Here is a 22602-nt window from a genome sequence, read left to right on the forward strand (position 1 = left end):
TTTGCATGCCTAGTATTCACACACCCGCGCTTTAATGCGCTGCTGATTGAAGTGAGACCGACAACTGCTCTCTTTCATTCCGATACCTACATTAACTTTCCGAGGAGCATTTCATGAACAAACTGACCATCACATCCATTACCTGTGCGGCGCTGGCTGCGTTGACCCTCTCCGGCTGCGCCAACATGAGCGAAACACAGCAGGGCACCGCCAAGGGCGCCGGCATTGGCGCTGTTGCAGGCGCCGTGCTGGGTGCCGCAACCGGCGGATCCAAAGGCGCAGCCACCGGTGCTGTCCTGGGCGGTGCTGTGGGTGCCGGCGGTGGTTATATCTGGTCCAAGAAAATGCAGGACCAGAAAGCTGCGATGGAAAGGGCGACTGTTGGTACCGGTGTGGCCGTCAGCCAGACCACCGACAACCGCCTGAAGCTCGACATCCCGAGCGACGTTTCTTTTGACGTGGGCCGTTCCGCCATCAAGCCGAACTTCGCCCCCATCCTGAACCAGTTCGCCACCAGCCTGAACCAGAACCCGGTGACGACGGTAACCATCATCGGCCACACCGACAACACCGGCTCTGACGCCATCAACAACCCGCTGTCCATTGACCGTGCCGATTCGGCCCGCGACTACCTGGTCAGCCGCGGCGTGGCGCGCACCCGCATCGTGACGGACGGCCGCGGTTCGCGCGAACCGGTGGCTGACAACAACACGCAGCAAGGTCGCGACAAGAACCGCCGCGTTGAAATCTACGTGGCTGAACAAGTCGCCGCGAGGTAACTGGCACACCCCTGCCGGCGCTCACTTCGTGTAGCGCCACCTCCCCTTGCAGGGGACGACGCCTACGGCCTGGCAAAGCCAGTTCCGTGGCGTCTGCTGGAATTTAAAAAGCACCCATCGGGTGCTTTTTTATGGGTGCTCTTTTTCAGCCTGCTGAGTTTTTGAAGCGCTCTTCCTCTTGCAGGCGCAGCACGCGCCTTTGGACTTTTCCGGTGGTCGTCATCGGTAGCGCATCAATGAACTCAATCTCTTTCGGGTACTCGTACGGCGCGAGCATGGTCTTGACGTGGGCTTGCAGCTGCAGCGTCAATTCATCATCAAATCGGGCTGTACCGCCCGGGTGACGGGCGCGAGTCGCTATCAAATCAGGAGCAATCACCACATAGGCCTTCACGACTGCGCCACGCTCGCGGTCGGGTTTGGGCACCACGGCGGCGTTGGCGACGGCTGCGTGCTTGACCAGGCAGTTCTCGATCTCGCCGGGGCCGATGCGGTAGCCGGCCGCCTTGAAGACGTCGTCGGCGCGGCCTTCGTACCAGAGGTAGCCATCGGCATCCCGCCTTGCCAGGTCGCCTGTGCGGCACCAGTCGCCGGTGAACTTGCCGCGGGTGGACTCGTCTTTCTTCCAGTAGCCCAAAAAGAAAATCGGGTCCGGGTCGCCGTGGATGTCGTAGCGGTTGACCGACACATCGCCCGGCACGCCCACCGCGCATTCATTGCCTTCGTCGTCAATCACCGCCACGCGGTGGCCCGGGTAGCCTTTGCCCATGCTGCCCGGCCGGGCAGACCAGAAGCGACTGCAGTTGCCAACGACGTAGTTGATTTCGGTCTGCCCGAACATTTCATTGACGGTGACGCCGAGCTGATCCTTGCAGTACGCAAACACCGCATCGCCCACGGCTTCGCCGGCGCTCATCATGGCCTGCAGTTTCAGCTTGAAATGCTGCCTGGGCCGGGGGTAGGCCTTCATCATGGCCTTGAGGGCCGTCGGGAACAAAAAGGTGTGCGTGACGCCCTGCTCCGCCATCAGGCTGAAGGCCAGCTCGGGGCTGAAACGTCCGTTGAAAGCGACGATGGGCCGGCCGAAGTAGAGGCTGGGCAGCAAGGCGTCCATCAGGCCGCCTGTCCACGCCCAGTCTGCCGGGGACCAGAAAACAGCGTCCGACTTTTTATTGGTTTTGCCGTCAAAGCCAAACCAGTTCTGGCTGCAGATGAAGCCGGGCAGGTTGCCGATCAAGGCGCGGTGCGGCAGCAGCGCACCCTTGGGCGGGCCGGTGGTGCCGCTGGTGTAGATCAGGATCGCGCCTTCGTCGGCCTTGGTCTTGACGGCGGTGAAGGCGCTCCTGTGTGCCGCTAACGCAGTTTCGTAGTCCACGTCACCCTTGCCCTGGGCCGCACCTGCAGCCACCACCGTGCGCAACGCCGGGCAGTTGCCGCGGATGGCATTCAGGCTGTCAATCGAACTTTCGTCGCAAATGGCCAGCACCGCATCGCTGTCCTGCAGGCGGTATTCGAGCGCGTCAGGGCCGAACAACATGGACAGCGGCATGGCGACAGCCCCCATCTGGAACACCGCCATGTAAGCCACAGCGGTCTCAAAGCGTTGCGGCATCACGATGGCGACGCGGTCGCCGCGCTGAACGCCCAGGCCGGTCAGCACATGGCTCAGGGCATCGGCAGCGCCCTGCAGTTCCGAATAGGTATAAAAAACGGCTGCAGCGCCCGGTTTGTGGGCGCGAACAGCTATTCTTTTAGTAGCGCCTGGTTTTTTACCTTCACCCCTGGCCCAGCGGCTGCAGCACACCTCGGCGATGTTGAAGTGCTCGTCGACCTGCCAGCGGAAGCCGGCGTGCAGCGCTGCGTACAGGTCAACCGGTCCACTTTCCGAGGAATTCCTGCCGCCACCGGTCTTGTCGCTGCCTTGACTGCGTTTCGATTCGTGTCTCTTTATCATGGGAACCAATGTACAAAGAAAAACGATCATCACGCAGCGAGTTTGTCCCTATACGTGGCTTGAGTTACCACGTGTGGCTCTGGAAAAGCGCAGCAAGCGCGAACCCCGCTTTGCCGCCGCTGGTTCTGGTTCATGGATGGATGGACGTGGCGGCCTCCTACCAGTTCATGGTTGACGCGCTGTCGGACGCCTTCGTGCAAGGCCGGACCATCATCGCGCCCGACTGGCGCGGTTTCGGGTTGACCGCCTCCGGCCCCGCAGGCAACCCTGCTGACAATTACTGGTTTCCCGATTACCTGGCCGACCTGGACTTTCTGCTTGACTATTACGCGGGCGACAAACCCGTTGATTTGGTAGGCCACAGCATGGGCGGCAATGTCGCCATGCTGTATGCCGGCGTTCGGCCCGCACGCATCCGCAGGCTGGTCAACCTGGAAGGCTTTGGCCTGCCATCCACCCAGGCTGGGCAAGCCCCCTGCCGTTATGCCAAATGGATAGACGAGCTCAAAAGCCTGCATAAGGGCGAGCTGGAACTCAAAGCCTATGCCGACGTGGCCGGTGTGGCGCGCCGCCTGATGAGAACCAACCCGCGCCTGTCCGCCGACAAGGCCGGCTGGCTGGCCAGCCATTGGGCCCGGCAGAATGCCGAAGGGAAATGGGAGATTCTGGGGGAAGCTGCCCACAAGATCACCAGCGCGCAGCTCTACCGCGTCGATGAAGCCCTCGAGGTCTATCGCTGCATCAGCGCGCCGGTGCTGGCCGTCGAGGCGTCCGACGATTCGCTGGCCACCTGGTGGCAGGGCAAATACTCCCTGGCCGAGTACCACGAACGGCTCAAACAGGTGCGCGAAGCCCGTGTCGCCGTGATCCAGGATGCCGGACACATGCTGCACCACGACCAGCCGGAACAGCTGGCAACACTGATTGAGGGCTTTCTGGAGTCATAGCCCCCACGCTTGTCGCTTCGCGTACTGTGCTGCCCCCCCGAGGGGACTTGTTTCATCTTGGGGCGGCCCGGCGATGAAACAGCCCACCGATCATGAGAAAATGACGGGTTCAGCCGCCAATGCGGCAATCACCCATTTCAGGACAGAAAAATCATGGACGCAGAACGCATCAACCTCATCAGCAACCAGCTCGTGGACCTCAGCAACCGGGTCAATGAACTTCGGGGGTATCTTTGACTACCCTGCCAAAGAACGAAAGCTGAACGAAGTCAACGCCGCACTGGAAGACCCGAAGGTCTGGGACAACCCCAAACGCGCGCAGGAACTCGGCAGGGAAAAGAAATCGCTGGAAGACGTAGTCCATGTGATCGACCGCCTGAGCGCCGAGCTGGCCGACAACACCGAGCTCTTCGAGATGTCCAAGGCCGAAGGCGACGACGCCGGCATGCAGACGATTGAAGGCGAAGCCGCCAAGGTGGCCGCTGAAGTCGAGAAGATGGAATTCCGCCGGATGTTCAACAACCCGGCCGACCCCCTGCCCTGCTTTCTGGACATCCAGGCCGGCGCCGGCGGCACCGAAGCCTGCGACTGGGCCAGCATGCTGCTTCGCCAGTACCTCAAGTATGCCGAGCGCAAGGGTTTCAAGACCACCGTTGAAGACGAATCGCCGGGCGACACCGCCGGTATCAAGGGCGCAACGATCAAGATCGAAGGCGAGTACGCTTTTGGCCTGCTGCGCACCGAAACCGGTGTGCACCGCCTGGTGCGCAAGTCGCCGTTTGACTCTTCCGGCGGGCGCCACACCTCGTTCGCTTCGGTGTTCGTCTACCCCGAGATTGATGACTCCATCGAGATCGAGATCAACCCGTCGGACGTGCGCACCGACACCTTCCGCGCCAGCGGCGCCGGCGGCCAGCACATCAACAAGACCGACTCGGCCGTGCGCCTGACGCACATCCCGACCGGAATTGTGGTGCAGTGCCAGGACGGCCGCAGCCAGCACAGCAACCGTGACGTGGCCTGGAAGCGCCTGCGTTCGCGGCTGTATGACTTCGAATTGCGCAAACAACAGGAAGCCCAGCAAAAGCTTGAAGACACCAAGACTGACGTGGGTTGGGGCCACCAGATCCGCAGCTATGTGCTGGACAACAGCCGCATCAAGGACCTGCGCACCAATGTGGAAGTCTCGGCCACGCAGAAAGTGCTGGACGGCGACCTGGACGTGTTTATTGAAGCCTCGCTCAAGCAAGGCGTATAAGCGCCACCAACCGGAAGCACTGCATGAACTGGACCCTGAATCTGACCCTGGCCGCGGCATGCTCCTTCCTGGTGGCGTGCGGCACACCGCCGCAAACTTCGCCTTCGGCAAACGCCATGGCAGCACCTCCTGAAAATGTCGACCAGGCGTGGAAGGCCGCGGAAGCGCAGAATGCCGATCCGGCAGCTCAAAGCTATTCGCGCAAATGGGTGCCTGCCGGCGCGATCTGGAACGACAACGGCGTTCAAAGACGGGTCACCATGCCCGAAGAAAAAGCCCTTCTTGAATGCGTGACAGCCGTGTTTCCGGCGCCTCAGTCGGCACGCCTGGTGTTTGCACTGGATGAGAAAGGCGTAGTCACCCGGGCCTTTTCAGACCAGACCGGTTATTCGGCCGAATGCATTCAAAGCAGGCTGCCAGGGCACCGGGTGCCGCCTCCGCCCAAAGCACCGTTTTACCTTTGCACCCAATACACAAAACGCGGCGACAGCGGCAGTGTCACGACAGGCTGCGGTCCCCGCCCTCTTTCCACGAGCTGCGAGCGCAAAGGCACAACGAGCACCTGTTCCGTCTATCAACGGTGAAAATTTCGCGTCAGTGACTCTTTAGTCCCCATCACACACTATCCGAAAGCAAACCAAATGCTGCTACGAGAAGGCCAATCACCGGTCATCAACCGCGCTGACTACGTCGCACCCGCCTACTGGATCGACACTGTCGAGCTGTGCTTTGACCTGGACCCGCAGAAAACGCGCGTGCTCAACAAGATGAGCCTGCGCCGCAACCCGGACGTGCCAGCGCAGCCCCTGAAACTGGACGGGGAAGAGCTCAATCTCTCGCGCGTGCTGGTGAACGGCCAGGGCACCTCTTTCAAGATGGAAGGCAACCAGCTGGTGCTGGAAAACCTGCCCGAAGGCACCGAGCCCTTCGAGCTGGAAATTTTCACCACCACCTGCCCGGCCAAAAACACCAAGCTGATGGGCCTGTACGTCAGCAATGACTCTTTCTTCACGCAATGCGAAGCTGAAGGTTTCAGGCGTATCACCTACTTCCTGGACCGCCCCGACGTGATGGCCAGTTACACCGTCACCCTGCGCGCCGACAAGGCGCAGTACCCGGTGCTGCTGTCTAATGGCAACCTGGTCAGCCAGGGCCCGCTGGAGCCCGGCCCCAACGGCGCGCGGCATTTCGCCAAGTGGGTAGACCCGCACAAGAAACCGAGCTACCTGTTCGCTCTGGTGGCCGGCCAGCTGGTGGCCCGCGAGCAGCGCATCACCTCCCGCGCAGGCAAAGAGCACGTGCTGCAGGTGTATGTACGCCCCGGCGACCTCGACAAGACCGAACACGCCATGACTTCGCTGATGCATTCGGTGGCATGGGACGAAGCCCGCTTCGGCCTGCCGCTGGACCTGGAACGCTTCATGATCGTCGCCACCAGCGACTTCAACATGGGCGCCATGGAGAACAAGGGCCTGAACATCTTCAACACCAAGTACGTGCTGGCCAACCAGGCCACCGCCACCGACGTTGATTTCTCCAACATTGAAAGCGTGGTCGGCCACGAGTACTTCCACAACTGGACTGGCAACCGCGTCACCTGCCGCGACTGGTTCCAGCTCAGCCTGAAAGAAGGCCTCACGGTGTTCCGCGACCAGGAGTTTTCACAAGACCTGTGCGGCGAGGCTTCAGCCCGCGCCGTCAAGCGCATTGAAGACGTGCGCGTGCTGCGCACCGCCCAGTTCCCTGAAGACGCCGGCCCCATGGCACACCCGGTGCGGCCCGACAGCTATGTCGAGATCAGCAACTTCTACACCGTCACCATTTATGAAAAGGGCGCTGAAGTCGTCCGCATGATGCAGACCCTGGTGGGCCGCGCCGGCTTTGCCCGAGGCATGACGCTTTACTTTGAGCGCCACGACGGCCACGCCGTGACCTGCGACGACTTCGCGCAAGCGATTGCCGACGCCAACCCGATGTCGGACCTGGCGCGCCTCTTGCCGCAGTTCAAGCGCTGGTACAGCCAGGCTGGCACGCCGCGCGTTCGTGCACAAGGCGCGTATGACGCTGCCGCACGCACCTACACCCTCACGCTGTCGCAAAGCTGCATGCCCACAGCAGGGCAAGCCGTGAAGGAGCCGTTTGTCATACCGGTCGGCCTGGGCCTGCTGGGCGCAGATGGCCAGGACTTGCCGTTGCAGCTTGCAGGTGAAAGCCAGGCGCCCGCCAGCACGCGCACCGTGGTGCTGACGCAGCCCAACGAAACGCTGACTTTCGTCAACATCGATGTCGAGCCGGTGCCCTCCATCCTGCGCGGCTTCACCGCCCCGGTGGTGCTGGAGTTTGACTACACCGATGCCCAGCTGCTGCACCTGCTGGCACATGACAGTGACCCCTTCAACCGCTGGGAAGCCGGGCAACGCCTGGCGGTCAACCGCGCTATCAAATCAATAGCTGGTGGCGCAGGCCCCGTAACGGCTGCGGTGCTCGACGATGCTTATCTTGATGCGATGCGCCAGGTGCTGCGCCACCCCGCGCTGGACTCCGCATTTAAAGAACTGGTGCTGACGCTGCCGTCTGAGACCTACCTGGCCGAGCAGCTCGACGTGGTGGACCCGCAGCGCATCCATGCAGTGCGCGAAGCCATGCGCCTGCAGCTGGCCACAGCCCTGGCTGCCGACTGGCAAGCCGTGTACGAGGCCAACCACGACACCGGCGCCTACACGCCTGACCCGGCCTCCTCGGGCCGCCGTGCGCTCGCGGGCATGGCGCTCACGCACCTGTGCCTGGCGGCCCAGCTTTCTGGCGATAGCGTCTGGCCGGGCAAAACCCTGCAGCGCTTCAAGGACGCCGGCAACATGACCGACCGTTTTAACGCGCTGGCCGCGCTGGTCTCCAGCGGCCACGCACTGGCTGCCGAGGCACTGCCGCTGTTCCACGCCATGTTCAAGGACGAAGCCCTTGTCATCGACAAATGGTTTGGTCTGCAGGCCGGCGCGCCGGATCGGAACGGCAACATCCTGCCGGCCGTGAAGCAGCTCATGAAGCACGCCGACTTCAGCCTGCGCAACCCCAACCGCGCGCGCAGCGTGGTCAGCACCTACTGCCAGGGCAACCCGGCCGCCTTCCACCGCGCGGACGCCGCGGGTTATGTGTTCTGGAGCGACCGCGTGATGGAGCTCGACGCCATCAATCCGCAAGTGGCGGCCCGCCTGGCGCGCGCGCTGGACCGCTGGAGCAAGCTGGCCGAACCCTACCGCAGCGCGGCACGCGAAGCGATTGCCCGCGTCGCGGCCAAGACCGATTTGAGCAAGGACACACACGAAGTCGTCTCTCGCGCACTGGCCGACTGAACGCGGACGGCACCCGCCATGGCATTCTTCACATTCAATACCCCCGCACAGCGGTTTGCGAAGAAGTTCAACCCGCTACGCGACACGGTGTACGACGCCGGCGGCATGTTCAGCGGTTCGCTCATGTCAGCCGACCTGGCCGCGCTGGAGCCCCTGGCCGAGGCCCTGGGCGCCGACTCCGCCGAGCTGGCTGACTTGCTGTGGTTGCAGTTCGTGGTGTTCCGCAAACGCCAGCTGGATGCCGAGGGCCTGCCCCTGGGCCTGCGCGCCCTGGCCATCCGCGCGGCCAAGGGCAGCCTCACGCCCACCGAGCGCTACGAACAGCATTACGCCATCGGCGAGTCGGCCCTGGAAGCCGAAGAATATGACACCGCCGTCGAGCACCTTCAGCAGTCGGTCCACTGGGCCGGGCACGAAGGCGCCACCCTGAACACCGACCAGATGCTGGGTATTCGCGAAGAGACAGGCTACGCCCTGCACGAGGCCGGCCGCTTCGCCGAGGCACTGGCGCACAACCGGCAACTGCTGGCTGATGCACAAAGCGCCTTCGGCTCCGGCACGGACAAGCGCCTCTGCGGCCTCATCAACAACCTGGCGCAAAATACCTACGAGCTCGGCGAGCATGCGCAGGCGCAGGCCTGGCTGCAACAGCGCCTGGTGCTGGGCCAGGCCTTGCAGGACACCGACATCGTGCTGGACACCCTGTTCCAGCTCGGCGTGCTCGCCCATGAAACGGATCAGCCCGCCGAAGCGCGCGCCCTCTTCCAGCAACGCGTGGACATTGCCCGTGCGAAGGACGACCAGGACCTGCTGGACGACACCCTGGCCACGCTTGCCGAATTTGAAGAACGCGAACAGCAAGGCGAGCCCGGCTAAGCGCCCCGCCCGGCCATACGCTACCCAAACAAACTATCCCTCACCCGAACGGAGCCCCCCATGTCGCAAAAAATCTCCCTGACCCGCTACCTGATCGAGCAGCAGCGCATCGACGGTCACATTCCCTCGCAGCTTCGCCTGCTGCTCGAGGTGGTCGCCCGCGCCTGCAAGAGCATCAGCCAGGCCGTCAACAAGGGTGCGCTCGGCAGCGGCATGGGCAGCGCCGAAAGCGAGAACGTGCAGGGTGAGATCCAGAAGAAGCTGGACATCATTGCCAACGAAGTGCTGATTGAGGCCAATGAATGGGGCGGCCACCTGGCCGGCATGGCCAGCGAGGAAATGGAAGGCATTTACGTGGTGCCGAATCGCTATCCCCAAGGTGAATACCTGCTGCTGTTCGACCCGCTCGACGGCTCCAGCAACATCGACATCAACGTCAGCATTGGCACCATTTTCAGCGTGCTGAAAATGCCCGAGGGCGACCGCGGTGTGGATGAAGGCGACTTCCTGCAGGCCGGCCACAAGCAGGTGGCGGCGGGTTACTGCATCTACGGCCCGCAGACCACGCTGGTGCTGACCGTCGGCGACGGCGTCGCCATGTTCACGCTGGACCGTGAGCAGGGCTCCTTTGTGCTGATCGAGGAAAACGTGCAGATTCCGGCCGACACCAAAGAATTTGCCATCAACATGAGCAACATGCGGCATTGGGACGAGCCGGTCAAGCGCTACGTAGACGAGCTGCTGGCCGGCAAGGACGGTCCGCGCGGCAAGGATTTCAACATGCGCTGGGTCGCCGCCATGGTGGCCGACGTGCACCGCATCCTGTGCCGCGGCGGCATCTTCCTTTACCCCTGGGACAAACGCGAGCCCGAAAAAGCCGGAAAACTGCGCCTGATGTACGAGGCCAACCCCATGAGCTGGCTGATCGAGCAGGCCGGCGGCGCCGCCACCAACGGCAAGGAGCGCATCCTGGACCTGCAGCCCACCAGGCTGCACGAGCGCGTCAGCGTCATACTCGGCTCCAAAAATGAGGTCGAACGGGTGACCTCTTACCACTCCGGGCTATAATTGAAGGCTGTATTTCATACAAAGCCGGTGTAGCTCAGTCGGTAGAGCAGCTCATTCGTAATGAGAAGGTCGGGTGTTCGATTCATCTCTCCGGCACCAATTGAAGCCCCTGTTTCGCAAGGAACTGGGGCTTTTTCATTCATTCCTGCAGGTCACCACGGCACAGTGAATACCTAGGTGGTACCGGGAAAGTCATCCCCCCGCATTGTTTGCGGATTAATGCCTTTTACATAAGAATCAAACCCAGTAACAGGGGGATTCGCATGAGGACATTTCCGCTTCGTTCTTTTTGGCTGCGGCTTTTTCCGGCCGTCCTGGCTCTCGCGGCGATTGCCATGCCGCAGTGGGCTCAAGCGCAGGCCACACTGGAGAAAATCAAGAGCCGTGGGCAGATCAATGTGGGCTACCGCGCAAACTCCGCGCCTTTCTCGTCTCACCGGACGGCGGAAAAACCTTTCGGCTACAGCATCGAATTTTGCAAACCCATCATTGAGCGGCTACGCCAGGCCGCCGGCAAGCCGAGCCTGCCGGTACGGTATATCGAAACGTACGTGGACGCCCGCACACGTTTGCTGTCTGAAGGCAGTGTGGATTTGCTGTGCGAGAACGTGACCGACACACCGGAGCGCCGGGCGCGGATGGATTTCTCGACACCGATTTTTATCGAAGCCGTCCAGGTGGCGGTGCGCACCAAGGACAAACTCAGCGCGCTCGACCAACTGCAAGGCAAAAGCATTGTGGGCATTGCCGGAACCACCGTGGTTCCCGCACTGGATCTCTACGCGCAGCAGCATTCATTGAAGTGGCAACACGCCAAGGCAGTCAACGCGGATGCCGCCCTTGGACAGTTGCAACTGGGCTGGGTGGCAGGGTACGCCCGCGACGGTGTAGCGCTCGCCGCGCAATTGGCGAGCCTGCCCAATGCAGGCGACTACCTGATCCTGCCGGAACGCCTGTCGGTAGAACCTATTGCCATCGCCTACCGCAAGGGGGATGCAGCCATGGGTGAGCTGGTCAATGGCTCTATCAAGGAATCCATGCGCAGCGGCGCAGCGCAGGGCTGGTATGAACAATGGTTTTTAAAACCCATGAAACCGGGCGGCAAACCGCTGACAGCCGTGATGCCGGCGGAAACGAAGGCATTGTTTGACACCGCGAAAGCAAATTGAGTAACGACTGAAAACCGCAACACCGCTGCGGCTTTAGACGTTCAGGCGTTGGTGCCGTTCGGCGTATCCGGCTCTTCCGGTGTGATGAAAGAGTCTTCCCACTGCACAGCAAAATTGTGGTCGGCGTTGTCATGAACAATGCCTGAACCGGTGCTGAGCGGGTCGAAATTGGTGAACCGTATCCTGCGGTTGCGTTCCAGCTTGGCTTGCAGGCTGCTTCGGGCTGCCGCGATGTCCATGCTGGCGACTTTTGGCGCGTCCTCCAGGAGGGTTCCGTTGGCTGCACGCATGGTGTCGGGCACGGTGGCCATGTTGGCATCGGCGTCGGCATCCACCTCGACCGGCAAGGCCAGGGGAGGCTCGCCGAGCACGGCGGGTTCGTCGTCCGACAGGTCGATTTCTCCGAGGAACGCCGCGCGAACATCTTCCAGCGTGGGTAGGTTGCTCGCACGCACGACGGCGTAGGCAATCCCGCATTCTTCAAACAGCTTGCGCTTGAGGTCGCGGTTGCTGGCCTTGAGCCCCCGGGGACCGGGGACATCCAGGCAACCAATGACGGTTCCATCCGCGGCGCATACAGTGAAAGTGCAGTAAACGGTTTTCAGCAATTCAAAGGAACGCTGCCCTTCGGCTTCGGTTCGCGGCGAGACAAAGCGGATGACCGGGACTTTGATCAGGACATGGTGGTCAAAAAAGGCCCGTTGAAGCCAATGCCATACGTCCTGCTCGGCTTCCAGTACCAGTGGTCTTGGCTGCAGGTGCCAATGCGTGGGAAGGCGCCTTTTTTTGCGCGCGGAGCGCGCCAGCCAGCCATGGTGGCAAGCTGCTCCCGTCGCCATTGCAGACACCGCCGTCGCAGTGAGCGCCAACACAAAAACATCAAACATGAGTGCCTTAACTTTTTTTCAGTTTAAACACAGCCCCGTTAAGTTACAACTATTTACGTATGAAGGTGTTGTGAAGGCGACTCATGTTGAATCCAATCTACCTAAAAGCGGCCTTTTTTCACATAGATGTCCCGTCAATACAACCCAAACGGCCTACTGGAAGAAACAAATATTTACATATCGGGATCGACCGGGATGGGGCTGGCCAGGATCTTGTCGATCCGCTTGCCGTCAAGATCAAGGACTTCGAAGCGCCAGCCCGCGCAATCCACCCGCTCGGCGGTTTTCAGCAACCGCCCCGAAACGCTTTGAAGCAGGCCTGCCACCGTGTTGTAGCGGCCCCGGCCTTCCTCGGGCAGTTCCCTGATATCCAGACGGGCTTTGAGTTCAGAGACAGGCATGACACCGTCAATGAGCCAGCTGCCGTCCTCCCTTTGGGTCGCCCATGCGTCCATCTGCGCGCCGGGCTGCAATTCACCGGTGATGGCTTCGAGCATGTCCATGGGCGTCATGAGGCCCTGCACCACCCCGTATTCATCGACCACAAACACAATGCGGGTGGAGCGGGCCCGGAACTGCTCCAGCAATTCCATGCCCGTGAGCGTTTCCGGCACGAAGACCGCCGGCACGGCATAAGCACCTATGCGGTCGGTCACCGAAGGCACTGCGCCAGCGCCCTGGATTGGTGGCACAGGCTGGATCTGGCCACGCAAGGCCAGCAGCTTGGCCACATTGACTACACCCACCACGTCGTCCAGGCTGCCGCGGCACACGGGGTACCAGGAATGGCCAGTAGCGCCCGCCTTGTCGATGGCCTGGGCAATGGTGTCGGAAGCATCGAGCCACTCGATGTCGGAACGCGGCAGCATCAGTGAAGTGAGCAGGCGGTCATCCAGCAGAAACACGTTCTGCACCATCTGGTGTTCATGCTCCTCAATCAGGCCGGCGTCCACACCCTCCTCGAGGCTCGCCGCGATTTCTTCTTCGGTGACGGCCCGGCCGGCGCTGTTGTCGATACGCAGCAGCTTGAGTACCGCCTGCGTGCTGATGGACAGCAGCCTGACAAAGGGTTTGAAGCCCGTCGCCACCCACATCATGGGCCTTGAAACCAGGCGTGCAACGGTTTCCGGGTAGAGCTGCCCGATGCGTTTGGGCACCAGCTCGCCAAAGACGATGGTGATGAAGGTGATGACTGTCACTACCAGCGCGGTAGCGGTGATCTCGGAAACGCGCGGCCGCACGCCGAAGGTCTGGATCCACGCAGCCAGGCCGCTGCTGAAGGCCGCCTCGCCAATAATGCCGTTCAGCATGCCGATGGAGGTGATGCCAACCTGCACCGACGAAAGAAACTGCGTCGGGTTGTCCAGCAACCCCAGCGCGGCCTGCGCGCCCTTGTCGCCGGATTCGCCCATGGCCGAGAGCCGGGCTTTGCGGCTCGAAGCCAGTGCCATCTCCGACATGGCAAACACACCGTTGAGCAAGGTCAGAAAAGCTATCAGGAAAAAGTCCATGGGGCCTGGCGCAAAATAAACACATGTCACTTTACTGTATCGGCGACCTGCAGGGTTGCCACGCACCTTTTCAGCGCTTGCTGGACAAGATCGACTTCTCCCCGAGCCGCGACACCCTCTACATCCTTGGCGACCTGGTCAACCGCGGCCCCGGCTCCCTGCAGGTGCTGCGCACCCTGACGGCATTGGGCGATGCTGCGCAATGCCTGCTTGGTAACCACGACCTGCACCTGCTGGCTGTCTGGCAAGGCGTGCGCAAACCGGGCCGCAGCGACACCGTACAGGGCATCCTCGAGGCCAGGGACAGCGCGGAGCTGCTCGACTGGCTGCGCCACCGTGCCATGGCCGTCCATCGCCAAGGCTGGCTGATGGTGCATGCGGGCGTGCTGCCGCAATGGACTGCGGCACAAACCCTGGCGCTGGGCTCAGAGGTGGAGCAGGTGCTGCGCGGCGGCCATCTCAAGGACTTTCTGCAGGCCATGTACGGCAACACGCCTGATCACTGGAGCGACAGCCTCCAGGGCGCCGACAGGCTGCGGGTCATCGTGAACGCGCTCACGCGCCTGCGTTTTTGCACCCCCGAAGGCGTGATGGACTTCAGCAGTACCGACGGTCCCGGCAGCGCGCCTGAAGGTCACCTGCCCTGGTTTGATGTTCCCGGCCGGGCCACAGCAGGTACGCCGGTGGCGTTTGGCCATTGGTCCACACTAGCCAGCGGCAGGAACAGCACACCCACCTTGCGCAACAACACCTTGCCACTCGACACCGGCTGCGTGTGGGGCGGCTGCCTCACGGCGGCCAGATTGGGGGCGGCGCCCGGCGAGTTTGAACTGGTCAGCGTGCAATGCGAACAGGCACAAAAGCCAGGCAAGGCAGACAAAGCCGATAAGCCCCGTAAATCAGCTTAAGCCGCAGGCTCAACCGTTGAAGCAGCGCCTTCCGGCAAGCGAGACCGCCCCCGGGCGCTTGCCTCGTCCGCCCACGCCCTGGCGACGCTCGCCGCGAGCAACAGCACGGCCGATGAAAAGTAGATCCACATCAGGATCACCACCAGCGAGCCTGCCGCGCCATAGGCCGACACAACCGCTGCGGTGGAGAGGTAAAAAGCCATCAGGTGCTTGCCGACCGCAAACAGGATGGCCCCCGCGGCGGAACCCATCACCAGATAGCGTAAAGCGGGCTTGGGGCCTACGCTCATTCTCATGAGCGCTACAAACAGAACAACGCAAAATCCGAAAGACACAACCTCATTGAGGACCCAGGCGATCTTCTCGATCGGCAAATAGCTGCCCGCCCAGCCTGAAAGAAGGCTGAGAAAAGTCGAGATCACCAGCGAGACCAGCAACAGAAAACCGAAAGCCAGGATGTAAGCCACTCCGCGCAAGCGCAGGGAGGCGCTGTGCCACCACTTTTGCTGCGGCTCCTCGCCGCTGCCCTGGCGCCACAGCCTCTCAAACGCGTCCTGCAACTCGGCAAAGACACCGGTGGCCCCAAACAGCAGCAAGGCAAAAGCAAACAGCGACGCCACAATGCCTTCCGAAGGCTCCTGGGCGCTGGAGAGCGCCTGCTGCACCACCTGGGCGCCCTGCGCGCCGATGACGCTGCGGATCTGGTCAACCAGGCTGGTTTCGATGTAGGCGCGGTCCAGCCACCAGCCCAGCACGGCAACCAGCAATACCAGCAGCGGCGCCAAGCTCAGGATGCCGTAGAAAGACATGGCTGCGCTCATGCGCATGCCGTCGGCGTCTATCCAGTGATCGACGGCGCGCCACAAGGAGCGAAAGATTTTCAGGAATTTGTGGGAGCGCGCGGGAAACCCCAAAGCTGGCGGCTTCAGGTGCGGATCGGAGTTCGCCATCATAAGGACAGCGTAGAAGGCGCGCCACAAGGGCTACACCGGACGGCCTCGCAATCCGCCGTAGGCGCTGGCCGACGGCCGATGCGTAACCTGTGCGGGTTTAGCCGGCGGTTTTGAAAAGGGCCGCGACTTTTTTCTTCGGCTTGATATTGGCCGAAACACTGCTGCGCGCGGGGGCAGCCTTGGCGGCGGCTTCCCAGGCGGGCGTGGCATCGGGCGCAGCGGTTGGTTCGTAGGGCTGGTCGAAAAACGGGTCACGCGGCGCCGCCGGCTGGCGATGCGGCGTGTACTCGCGCCGCTCCCGCGGCTGGCGCGCTTCACGCGCATGGCCGCCCTCTTCGCCTTCGCGGTACATGCGGCGGCCGTCATTGATACGGCCCTGCTCGCTGATGCGGGGCTGGTCTTCCTCGAACTCGATGGGCTCCAGCTCGATCTTGGTCTTGATCAGCTTCTCAATATCGGCCACCAAGCGCTGGTCGCTGCTGGCAACAAAACTCACCGCCAGGCCCGATGCGCCAGCCCGGCCGGTACGGCCGATGCGGTGCACGTAATCTTCGGCATTGAAGGGCACATCGAAGTTGAACACCGCGGGCACATCCTTGATGTCCAGGCCGCGCGCCGCCACGTCGGTACACACCAGCAGGTCGACTTCACCCTTCTTGAAGGCTTCCAGCGCTTTGAGGCGCTCGTCCTGGCTCTTGTCGCCGTGCAGCGCCGTGGTCTTGAGGCCTTCACGTTCCAGGGAGCGCGCCAGCCGCGCGCAACCGAGCTTGCTGTTGACGAACACAAAGGCCTGCTTCATGCCGCGCTGTTTCAGGATCTGGTGCAGGGCACGGCGTTTGTCGTCAGCGCCCACGCTGTAGAAATGCTGCTCGACGGTGGAAGCCGTGGCGTTGGAGCGCGCCACTTCAATCGTGACCGGGTCCTGCAGGTAGCTGGAGGCCAGTTTTTTGATTTCGGGTGAGAAGGTGGCGGAGAACAGCAAGGTGATGCGCTGCTTGGGCAGGTAGCTCAGGATGCGCTGCAGGTCGGGCAGAAAGCCGATGTCGAGCATGCGGTCGGCCTCGTCGAGCACCACGTACTCGACCTGGTTGAGCACGGCGTTCTTGGCTTCGATATGGTCGAGCAGCCGACCCGGTGTGGCCACCAGCACTTCCACGCCTTTTTTGAGTTCGGCGGTCTGCGGCTTCATGTCCATGCCGCCGAAAACGACGGCGCTGTTCAGATTGGTGTATTTGGCATACAGCTTGACCTGCTCGGCGACCTGCACGGCGAGTTCACGCGTGGGCAGCAACACCAGTGCACGCACCGGGTGGCGGGCTGGTGAAGTCGAGGCGTTCTCGTGCTTCATCATGCGCTGCAGCAGCGGCAAGGCGAAGGCAGCGGTCTTGCCGGTGCCGGTTTGCGCGGCGCCCATGACGTCCTTGCCCTGCAGGACGACCGGGATGGCCTGTTCCTGGATGGGGGTCATGGTTTCGTAGCCCATTTCGGCCACGGCACGGGCCAGCGGTTCTGCCAGCGAAAGATTGGAAAAAGAAGATGTCATAAAAAAGCTCGGCGGTATTGTGCGGGTTGTGTTGCGAAGGGTGTACGAACCGGAAGTCGCGAACCGGCGCGCTGGCAGCCAACGGCACCGCTGCACCATTGGCAAGAAAGGGAACGCAACAGGCCGCCTGGCGTGGCACGGTCATCGACCGTGATGAGGCTGTTGCAGCGCTTCCTTAGCCCTCTATTGTCGCACTTTAGGCCCCGACGCCGGTTTTGCCGACCCACTGCGCGGCCCGGGGCATTCGGACCAGGGCACCCGCCGGGGCAACACCCCTTCATTGCTATCTATTCTATAGCTGCCTGCGCCCGCCAGTAAAGGGCTGAGACCCGATTTCATTCTTAATTATTGGCTGCCGGCTAAATACTGCGGGCGCTAAAGGTGTCGCAGGCCTTCACGCTGCCGGTTTTCAGGCCCGTGTCGAACCACCGCTGCCGCTGGGCGCTGGTGCCGTGGGTGAAGCTTTCGGGCACCACCGCGCCACCGCCGGCCCGCTGCAGGGCGTCATCGCCGATTTTGGCGGCCGCGTTCATGGCCTCCTCCACGTCGCCCTGCTCCAATATCTGGCGCGCACTCTGCGCGTTATGTGCCCATACGCCGGCAAAACAATCGGCCTGCAGCTCCAGGCGAACGCTCAACGCGTTGTATTCGGCCTTGCTGACCCGGCCACGCATCTGGTCCATCTTGCCGCTGATGCCCAGCAGATTCTGCACATGGTGGCCCACCTCATGCGCGATCACATACGCCTGGGCGAAGTCGCCGGGTGCTCCCAACCGGCTACGGAGGGTTTCGTAAAACCCCAGGTCGATGTAGACCTTCTGGTCGCCCGGACAGTAAAACGGCCCCATGGCGGCCTGGCCCTGGCCGCAGGCCGTTTGTGTGGCGCCACGAAAGAGCACCAGCCGCGGTTTCTGGTAAGTGCCGCCGCCCTTGGCAAACACGTCGGTCCAGACATCTTCAGTATCCGCCAGCACGGTAGAAACGAATTTCGCCATGCGGTCATCGGCCGGCGGCTTGGGAGCCGGGCCCTGCTGCACTTGTGCCGGGGATCCGCCGCCGCTGAGCAGGTTCAGGATGGTCATCGGGTTGATGCCAAAAATCCAGCCGCCTACCAGCGCCACTACGATGGTGCCGATGCCTACGCTACGGCCCCCAAAGCCGAAGCCGCCTCCCCCGCCGCCGCCGTCGCGCCGGTCTTCAACGTTGTCGGATTCGCGATTGCCTTCCCACTTCATGGTGTCTCCCTGTCTGTCATCCGTGCATACTGGCATTTCCGGCCTGCTGCGGCACCTGCCCCAAAGCCCGGTCCGCTGTCAGCGCATGCGCCGACTTTACTTGAGCGGCCCCCCGCCGTGGAACAAAATTGAACCTGGTGTATCCATTCTTCATGACCACTTTTGCCCACCCAACGGCCGCGGGCCCCGGCACCCAGGGCGGCGCCATTTCCGTGTTTTTCCCGCTGCGCCTGGCGCTTGCGTTGCTGCTGGCCGCGCTGCTGTCGGCCTGCGCCAGCCCCATCACCACCCGCGTGACCAGCTTCAACCAGTGGCCGGCCGATACGGCGGGCGCTACCTTCAGCTACATCACGCCGGTGGACTCGACGCGGCAGCTGGAACAAGCCACCTATGAGGGCTACGTGCAGGCCGAACTGGAAAAGCGCGGCCTCAAACGCGCGCCTGAAGGACAGACCGGGCGCCTGCACGTCGACGTGGCGGCCAGCAGCCGCAGCGAGGAGAAAACCTTTCTGCAGCCGGTTTACCAGGACAACTTTGTCTTCCTGCCGCCCTACCGCGACGCCGCGGGCCGCCTTTATGCAGGCGGCTGGGTCCCCGACCCTTTCGGACCGCGCTATGTAGGTGACCGGCAGCTCAACATGACGATTTACACCAACAGCCTGCGCGTGCGGCTGCTCGACACCCAGGGCACACCGCCCGGCAAGCCGCCACGCACGGTGTTTGAGTCGCGTGCCGTGTACGAAGGCGCCAGTGGCGAGCTTCCGCTGGTCGTGCCTTACCTGGTTCGCGCGGTGTTTGACAACTTTCCCGGCCAGAACGGCCAGGTGCGTGTCGTGAAGTTCGACAGCGAAACCGGGGCGGTGATCAAAAAGTAAGCTCAACCGCCGAGCAATCGAGTGGGGCCCGGTCTCCCGTTTCACCCCGCTTCGGAAGGCTGGTACCTTTTCCAGGGGGCGGCAACCAGCGCGGAAATGTCCGGATGGTTGGGGTGGCCAAAACACCGCCGTCCTTCACAATGGCGGCATGCGCACAGCCCCTTCCGCTTCTTCGCTCCCCCGTGTCCTGCTCACCGGCTTCGACCCCTTCGGCGACACCGGGCACAGCGGCTTGCCCCTCAACCCCAGCTGGCTGGCGGTACAGGCGCTGGGTGGCAAGCGCATAGGCGGCCACCTCCTGGTGGCGGCGCAATTGCCCACCGTGTTTCAGGCTTCCATCGCAGAACTCCTCCGGCTGCTCGCGCTGCATAAGCCGGTACTGGTGATCTGCGTCGGCCAGGCGGGCGGGCGCAGCGCGATCTCGCTGGAGCGCGTGGCCATCAACATCAACGACGCCCGCATTCCCGACAACACCGGCAGCCAGCCTGTCGACACGCCCGTGGTGTCCGGCGGCCCGGCGGCTTACTTCAGCACGCTGCCCATCAAGGCCATGCTGCAGGCCATGCAAAACGCCGGCGTTGCCGCCGAGGTGTCACAAACGGCAGGCACCTTTGTCTGCAACCACGTGTTTTATGCACTGATGCATGCCTTGACCACGAAGCGCGGCCTCAAGCAAACGCGTGGTGGCTTTATCCATGTACCTTACGTACCTGAGCAAGGCACCCCCAGCCTGCCACTGGAAGAAATCGTTCGCGGTCTGCGGCTGGCAGTGGCTGCGGCGCTGGCCAACACGCATGACATCGCAAAAGGCGCGGGAGCCGTCAGCTAGCTTTGTCTTGCGGGGCTTCCTGGGTCGTGTTTTCAGCAGGGGCGGCCGGCTCACCACGCAGCAGACGCCACGCAAGCCACATCCCCAGCACCGCATTGCCGATCGCAAAGCAGGTCACCACCAATGCCGCAGCTGTGTTCAAAGGCCGGTTGTGCACCACCCAGGCCAGCAAAGGAGACAGCCCGTTGAGCACGAGCATCAGCCAGAACAAGGGGTTTCGCGGCTGGTAAAGACGCAACAGGCGTGACAAATCCATCGTGGCCACATGCTAACCGCACCGGCCGCAAGACCTTGCGATGGTTGCTGAATCAGCGGATAGCGAAGGACGCCGGCATAAAGCCCTGCGCAGGCTGCATTGGCAGCATGCTGCTGACAGTGGCGCCTGCTGCGTTGCTGGCCATCACACCGCTGGATTCCCCCGACGAATCAGCCACAGCCTGCCCCTTTTGCGCGCTGGCGGTGACGGGCGGCAAGGCCGAGGCGGCCGTGATGCGGGCCTGCTGGATACAACCCTGGCGGGCGGGACCGGCGGTGTTTTCGATGCACTGCGCAATCGCCTGCACTTCAGCCTGGCGCTGATAGTCGCGGATCCTGGCTTTGGTGACTTGCCCGTCCGCCACAAACGCGAAGGCTGCGAGCTGGCAAACAAACATCAGTCCGGCCGCTACCCAGAGCAGCGTCTTGTAAGGCATTTTGTCGAATTTTTGCAAGTGGTCAGAAAACATGGCAGGCCTCCCAGTGAACCTGCTTTCATCCTAGGGAGGCGTTTGCGGTTTCCATCCAGCACTTTTCCCGGGAATATGTAGGATAAAAACCTTTCATTTTTTTACGCGACGTAACGCAGCGCGCCGACACCCTCCCGTCTCGCCCTTGCACTTCCTTCCTCGCTTTACCATCGCCCCATGACGCCCACCCTGCTCAGCCCCGCCCAGACCGCCGCCCGCCTGCCTTACCCATTGCTGGTCAGCGAGCTGACGCACCTGCTCAAGGACAGCTCCGTCCAGGTGCCGCCGCGCGTGGTGCAGCCCCTGCCTGGGGGCGGCAGCCTGTTTGTGATGCCGGCGCTGGATGCCCGTACCGCGATCACCAAACTGATCACCTTTACACCCGGCAATGCCGGCACCGGCCGACCCACTATCCAGGGCGACGTTGTGGTGTTTGACGTGGCCACCGGCCGCCGCCAGCTGATGCTGGACGGCCCCACCGTCACCGCCCGGCGCACGGCAGCCGTCTCGTTGCTGGCCGCGCAGCGGCTGGCGCCCAACACGCATGGCCCCATGCTCATCGTCGGTGCCGGTGTTCAGGGCCTTGCGCATCTGGAGGCTTATGCCGAAGGTCTGGGCGTGCACGAATTTCGCATCGCTTCGCGCAGCTACGCCAGCGCCCAGGCCCTGGCGCTGCATGCTGAGGCGCTGGGCCTGAACGCCCGCGTGGTACACGACGCCGATGCTGCGCTGGCCGACTGCCCGCTGGCCGTTACCTGCACGCCGGCTGCCGCCGTGGTCCTCAGCGCGCTGCCCCGGCCTGACGGCTTCATCAGCGCCGTTGGGGCCTTCACCCCTGCCATGATGGAACTGAGCGCCGCGTTATGCCAATACTTCGCGGCGAAGGGTTCGGTGTTTGTCGACACGGCTGATGCCATCCACGAGGCCGGGGATTTGCTGCAGGCCGGACTGGACGTGGCCCGCTTCGCAAGCTTGGGCGATGTGATCCGCCAGGACATCAAAAAACCCGCCGGGCCGGTGCTGTTTAAAAGCTGCGGCTGGGCGGGCTGGGACCTGGCCGCAGCGCGGACGGCCCTGGCCTGAACGGCGCCTGGTCAGCACCTGGAGACAAGCCATTTGCCCGGACTGCCCGACGAAGACAGGCGCTCACCTATAGCGGTATGACGACGCTGGTGTTACGCTGATCCGATCACACCGGAGAAAAACCATGAAGATTCTGTTCGCCGCCGACGGCAGCAAGTACACCAAAAAAGCCCTGGCCTTTCTGGTCAGCCACGATGAGCTCGCCGGTACCGAAGGCGAGGTGGTGGTGATCAACGTGCAGGCTCCCGTGCCGGGCCGCGTCAAGACCATGCTGGGTTCGGCCAACGTCACCGCCTACCACGCCGAAGAGTCGCAGAAGGTGCTGGCGCCGATCGAGCGTTTCCTCCAGCGCCACAAGATGGCGTTTAAAACTCTCGCCGTGGTCGGCTCGCCCACCGCTGAAATACTGCGTGCCGCCAAGCGCGAAAAAGCGCACCTGATCGTGATGGGCACGCACGGCCAGGGACTGCTCAGCCGCGCACTGATCGGCAGCGTGGCCCAGCGCGTGGTTGCCGAGTGCGAGATTCCGGTTTTGCTGGTCAAGTAGCAAGGTTCACCGAGGCCCATTCTCGCCCCGGCATCCGTTGGAGCCGTTGCGTGAGAGCGCTTTCAAGCGTCCGGCATTTACCGGATACTTGCCCCCACACAACAA

The 22602-nt window shown here is 62.5% G+C and carries 21 protein-coding genes and 1 tRNA gene; 14 read left to right on the top strand and 8 right to left on the bottom strand.

Features of this window, described 5'->3' with window-relative positions; genetic code table 11:
- Positions 1 to 113: 113 nt before the first annotated feature.
- Positions 114 to 779: a YiaD family glycine zipper/OmpA-like lipoprotein gene (locus tag AC1D11_RS10775; RefSeq protein WP_477647884.1), complete on the top strand. Its 666-nt coding sequence runs from the start codon at positions 114 to 116 to the stop codon at positions 777 to 779.
- Positions 780 to 924: 145 nt separating this feature from the next.
- On the opposite strand, the gene AC1D11_RS10780 is transcribed toward AC1D11_RS10775, so the two are convergent.
- Positions 925 to 2733 carry an acetate--CoA ligase gene (locus tag AC1D11_RS10780; protein ID WP_477647883.1) on the bottom strand — a complete coding sequence of 603 codons (1809 nt, stop codon included), beginning with the start codon at positions 2731 to 2733 and terminating at the stop codon, positions 925 to 927.
- An 8-nt stretch (positions 2734 to 2741) separates the two neighbouring features.
- On the opposite strand from AC1D11_RS10780, the gene AC1D11_RS10785 reads away from it, so the two are divergent.
- The 8 genes from AC1D11_RS10785 to AC1D11_RS10820 all read left to right on the top strand — a co-directional run bounded on the left by AC1D11_RS10785 (position 2742) and on the right by AC1D11_RS10820 (position 11401).
- Positions 2742 to 3680 carry an alpha/beta fold hydrolase gene (locus AC1D11_RS10785; protein WP_477647882.1) on the top strand — a complete coding sequence of 313 codons (939 nt, stop codon included), beginning with the start codon at positions 2742 to 2744 and terminating at the stop codon, positions 3678 to 3680.
- Positions 3681 to 3833: 153 nt separating this feature from the next.
- A protein-coding gene (prfB, locus tag AC1D11_RS10790) for a peptide chain release factor 2 (RefSeq protein WP_477647881.1) occupies positions 3834 to 4938 on the top strand; the annotation gives its coding sequence in 2 pieces (ribosomal slippage) (positions 3834 to 3914 and positions 3916 to 4938; 1104 coding nt in all).
- Positions 4939 to 4961: 23 nt separating this feature from the next.
- Positions 4962 to 5522: a hypothetical protein gene (locus AC1D11_RS10795; protein WP_477647880.1), complete on the top strand. Its 561-nt coding sequence runs from the start codon at positions 4962 to 4964 to the stop codon at positions 5520 to 5522.
- A gap of 57 nt (positions 5523 to 5579) precedes the next feature.
- Positions 5580 to 8288 (top strand): aminopeptidase N, encoded by a 2709-nt coding sequence (pepN, locus tag AC1D11_RS10800; RefSeq protein WP_477651021.1) that lies wholly within the window; start codon positions 5580 to 5582, stop codon positions 8286 to 8288.
- Between the two features lie 18 nt (positions 8289 to 8306).
- Positions 8307 to 9164, top strand: a complete 858-nt coding sequence (locus AC1D11_RS10805) for a tetratricopeptide repeat protein (protein WP_477647878.1) — start codon at positions 8307 to 8309, stop codon at positions 9162 to 9164.
- A 60-nt stretch (positions 9165 to 9224) separates the two neighbouring features.
- Entirely contained in the window at positions 9225 to 10232 is a 1008-nt protein-coding gene (locus AC1D11_RS10810) for a class 1 fructose-bisphosphatase (RefSeq protein WP_477647877.1), read from the top strand.
- A gap of 23 nt (positions 10233 to 10255) precedes the next feature.
- Positions 10256 to 10331 (top strand) — tRNA-Thr (locus AC1D11_RS10815).
- Positions 10332 to 10495: 164 nt separating this feature from the next.
- A complete protein-coding gene (locus tag AC1D11_RS10820) occupies positions 10496 to 11401 on the top strand; it encodes an amino acid ABC transporter substrate-binding protein (protein WP_477647876.1) in 906 nt (301 codons plus the stop codon).
- Positions 11402 to 11442: 41 nt separating this feature from the next.
- On the opposite strand, the gene AC1D11_RS10825 is transcribed toward AC1D11_RS10820, so the two are convergent.
- Both AC1D11_RS10825 and AC1D11_RS10830 read right to left on the bottom strand, forming a co-directional pair.
- Positions 11443 to 12288 carry a DUF2726 domain-containing protein gene (locus AC1D11_RS10825; RefSeq protein WP_477647875.1) on the bottom strand — a complete coding sequence of 282 codons (846 nt, stop codon included), beginning with the start codon at positions 12286 to 12288 and terminating at the stop codon, positions 11443 to 11445.
- 173 nt (positions 12289 to 12461) lie between these two features.
- The gene (locus AC1D11_RS10830; RefSeq protein ID WP_477647874.1) at positions 12462 to 13799 is read right to left on the bottom strand and encodes a hemolysin family protein; all 1338 of its coding nucleotides are present in this window, start codon (positions 13797 to 13799) and stop codon (positions 12462 to 12464) included.
- A gap of 23 nt (positions 13800 to 13822) precedes the next feature.
- Between AC1D11_RS10830 and AC1D11_RS10835 the strand changes: the two genes are divergently transcribed.
- Positions 13823 to 14707, top strand: a complete 885-nt coding sequence (locus AC1D11_RS10835) for a symmetrical bis(5'-nucleosyl)-tetraphosphatase (RefSeq protein WP_477647873.1) — start codon at positions 13823 to 13825, stop codon at positions 14705 to 14707.
- Here AC1D11_RS10835 and AC1D11_RS10840 read toward each other — a convergent pair.
- The 3 genes from AC1D11_RS10840 to ypfJ form a co-directional block, all read right to left on the bottom strand.
- Positions 14704 to 15660 (bottom strand): YihY/virulence factor BrkB family protein, encoded by a 957-nt coding sequence (locus tag AC1D11_RS10840; RefSeq protein WP_477651441.1) that lies wholly within the window; start codon positions 15658 to 15660, stop codon positions 14704 to 14706. The two genes, AC1D11_RS10835 and AC1D11_RS10840, sit on opposite strands and share 4 nt — an antisense overlap.
- Positions 15661 to 15757: 97 nt before the next feature.
- The gene (locus tag AC1D11_RS10845; RefSeq protein ID WP_477647871.1) at positions 15758 to 17203 is read right to left on the bottom strand and encodes a DEAD/DEAH box helicase; all 1446 of its coding nucleotides are present in this window, start codon (positions 17201 to 17203) and stop codon (positions 15758 to 15760) included.
- Positions 17204 to 17562: 359 nt separating this feature from the next.
- Positions 17563 to 18438 (bottom strand): KPN_02809 family neutral zinc metallopeptidase, encoded by an 876-nt coding sequence (gene ypfJ, locus AC1D11_RS10850; RefSeq protein ID WP_477647870.1) that lies wholly within the window; start codon positions 18436 to 18438, stop codon positions 17563 to 17565.
- Positions 18439 to 18590: 152 nt separating this feature from the next.
- On the opposite strand from ypfJ, the gene AC1D11_RS10855 reads away from it, so the two are divergent.
- Together AC1D11_RS10855 and pcp are read left to right on the top strand one after the other, a co-directional pair.
- Complete coding sequence (locus AC1D11_RS10855; protein WP_477647869.1) at positions 18591 to 19313, top strand: DUF4136 domain-containing protein; 723 nt, start codon at positions 18591 to 18593, stop codon at positions 19311 to 19313.
- A gap of 148 nt (positions 19314 to 19461) precedes the next feature.
- Positions 19462 to 20142: a pyroglutamyl-peptidase I gene (gene pcp, locus AC1D11_RS10860; protein ID WP_477647868.1), complete on the top strand. Its 681-nt coding sequence runs from the start codon at positions 19462 to 19464 to the stop codon at positions 20140 to 20142.
- Here the strand turns inward: pcp and AC1D11_RS10865 are convergent.
- The gene (locus AC1D11_RS10865) at positions 20135 to 20398 is read right to left on the bottom strand and encodes a hypothetical protein (RefSeq protein WP_477647867.1); all 264 of its coding nucleotides are present in this window, start codon (positions 20396 to 20398) and stop codon (positions 20135 to 20137) included. The genes pcp and AC1D11_RS10865 overlap by 8 nt on opposite strands.
- Positions 20399 to 20450: 52 nt before the next feature.
- Positions 20451 to 20867 carry a hypothetical protein gene (locus AC1D11_RS10870; RefSeq protein ID WP_477647866.1) on the bottom strand — a complete coding sequence of 139 codons (417 nt, stop codon included), beginning with the start codon at positions 20865 to 20867 and terminating at the stop codon, positions 20451 to 20453.
- 177 nt (positions 20868 to 21044) lie between these two features.
- On the opposite strand from AC1D11_RS10870, the gene AC1D11_RS10875 reads away from it, so the two are divergent.
- Both AC1D11_RS10875 and AC1D11_RS10880 read left to right on the top strand, forming a co-directional pair.
- The gene (locus tag AC1D11_RS10875) at positions 21045 to 21950 is read left to right on the top strand and encodes a delta(1)-pyrroline-2-carboxylate reductase family protein (RefSeq protein ID WP_477647865.1); all 906 of its coding nucleotides are present in this window, start codon (positions 21045 to 21047) and stop codon (positions 21948 to 21950) included.
- A 124-nt stretch (positions 21951 to 22074) separates the two neighbouring features.
- A complete protein-coding gene (locus AC1D11_RS10880; protein ID WP_477647864.1) occupies positions 22075 to 22497 on the top strand; it encodes a universal stress protein in 423 nt (140 codons plus the stop codon).
- Positions 22498 to 22602 lie beyond the last annotated feature (105 nt).

It is taken from the genome of Polaromonas sp. P1_E11, from assembly GCF_056405995.1.

Bases quoted from the DNA above. Each gene is read 5' to 3' on its own strand.
- AC1D11_RS10775 (WP_477647884.1), top strand. From the start codon at position 114: ATGAACAAACTGACCATCACATCCATTACCTGTGCGGCGCTGGCTGCG.
- AC1D11_RS10780 (WP_477647883.1), bottom strand. From the start codon at position 2,733: ATGATAAAGAGACACGAATCGAAACGCAGTCAAGGCAGCGACAAGACC.
- AC1D11_RS10785 (WP_477647882.1), top strand. From the start codon at position 2,742: ATGTACAAAGAAAAACGATCATCACGCAGCGAGTTTGTCCCTATACGT.
- AC1D11_RS10795 (WP_477647880.1), top strand. From the start codon at position 4,962: ATGAACTGGACCCTGAATCTGACCCTGGCCGCGGCATGCTCCTTCCTG.
- pepN (WP_477651021.1), top strand. From the start codon at position 5,580: ATGCTGCTACGAGAAGGCCAATCACCGGTCATCAACCGCGCTGACTAC.
- AC1D11_RS10805 (WP_477647878.1), top strand. From the start codon at position 8,307: ATGGCATTCTTCACATTCAATACCCCCGCACAGCGGTTTGCGAAGAAG.
- AC1D11_RS10810 (WP_477647877.1), top strand. From the start codon at position 9,225: ATGTCGCAAAAAATCTCCCTGACCCGCTACCTGATCGAGCAGCAGCGC.
- AC1D11_RS10820 (WP_477647876.1), top strand. From the start codon at position 10,496: ATGAGGACATTTCCGCTTCGTTCTTTTTGGCTGCGGCTTTTTCCGGCC.
- AC1D11_RS10825 (WP_477647875.1), bottom strand. From the start codon at position 12,288: ATGTTTGATGTTTTTGTGTTGGCGCTCACTGCGACGGCGGTGTCTGCA.
- AC1D11_RS10830 (WP_477647874.1), bottom strand. From the start codon at position 13,799: ATGGACTTTTTCCTGATAGCTTTTCTGACCTTGCTCAACGGTGTGTTT.
- AC1D11_RS10835 (WP_477647873.1), top strand. From the start codon at position 13,823: ATGTCACTTTACTGTATCGGCGACCTGCAGGGTTGCCACGCACCTTTT.
- AC1D11_RS10840 (WP_477651441.1), bottom strand. From the start codon at position 15,660: ATGATGGCGAACTCCGATCCGCACCTGAAGCCGCCAGCTTTGGGGTTT.
- AC1D11_RS10845 (WP_477647871.1), bottom strand. From the start codon at position 17,203: ATGACATCTTCTTTTTCCAATCTTTCGCTGGCAGAACCGCTGGCCCGT.
- ypfJ (WP_477647870.1), bottom strand. From the start codon at position 18,438: ATGAAGTGGGAAGGCAATCGCGAATCCGACAACGTTGAAGACCGGCGC.
- AC1D11_RS10855 (WP_477647869.1), top strand. From the start codon at position 18,591: ATGACCACTTTTGCCCACCCAACGGCCGCGGGCCCCGGCACCCAGGGC.
- pcp (WP_477647868.1), top strand. From the start codon at position 19,462: ATGCGCACAGCCCCTTCCGCTTCTTCGCTCCCCCGTGTCCTGCTCACC.
- AC1D11_RS10865 (WP_477647867.1), bottom strand. From the start codon at position 20,398: ATGGATTTGTCACGCCTGTTGCGTCTTTACCAGCCGCGAAACCCCTTG.
- AC1D11_RS10870 (WP_477647866.1), bottom strand. From the start codon at position 20,867: ATGTTTTCTGACCACTTGCAAAAATTCGACAAAATGCCTTACAAGACG.
- AC1D11_RS10875 (WP_477647865.1), top strand. From the start codon at position 21,045: ATGACGCCCACCCTGCTCAGCCCCGCCCAGACCGCCGCCCGCCTGCCT.
- AC1D11_RS10880 (WP_477647864.1), top strand. From the start codon at position 22,075: ATGAAGATTCTGTTCGCCGCCGACGGCAGCAAGTACACCAAAAAAGCC.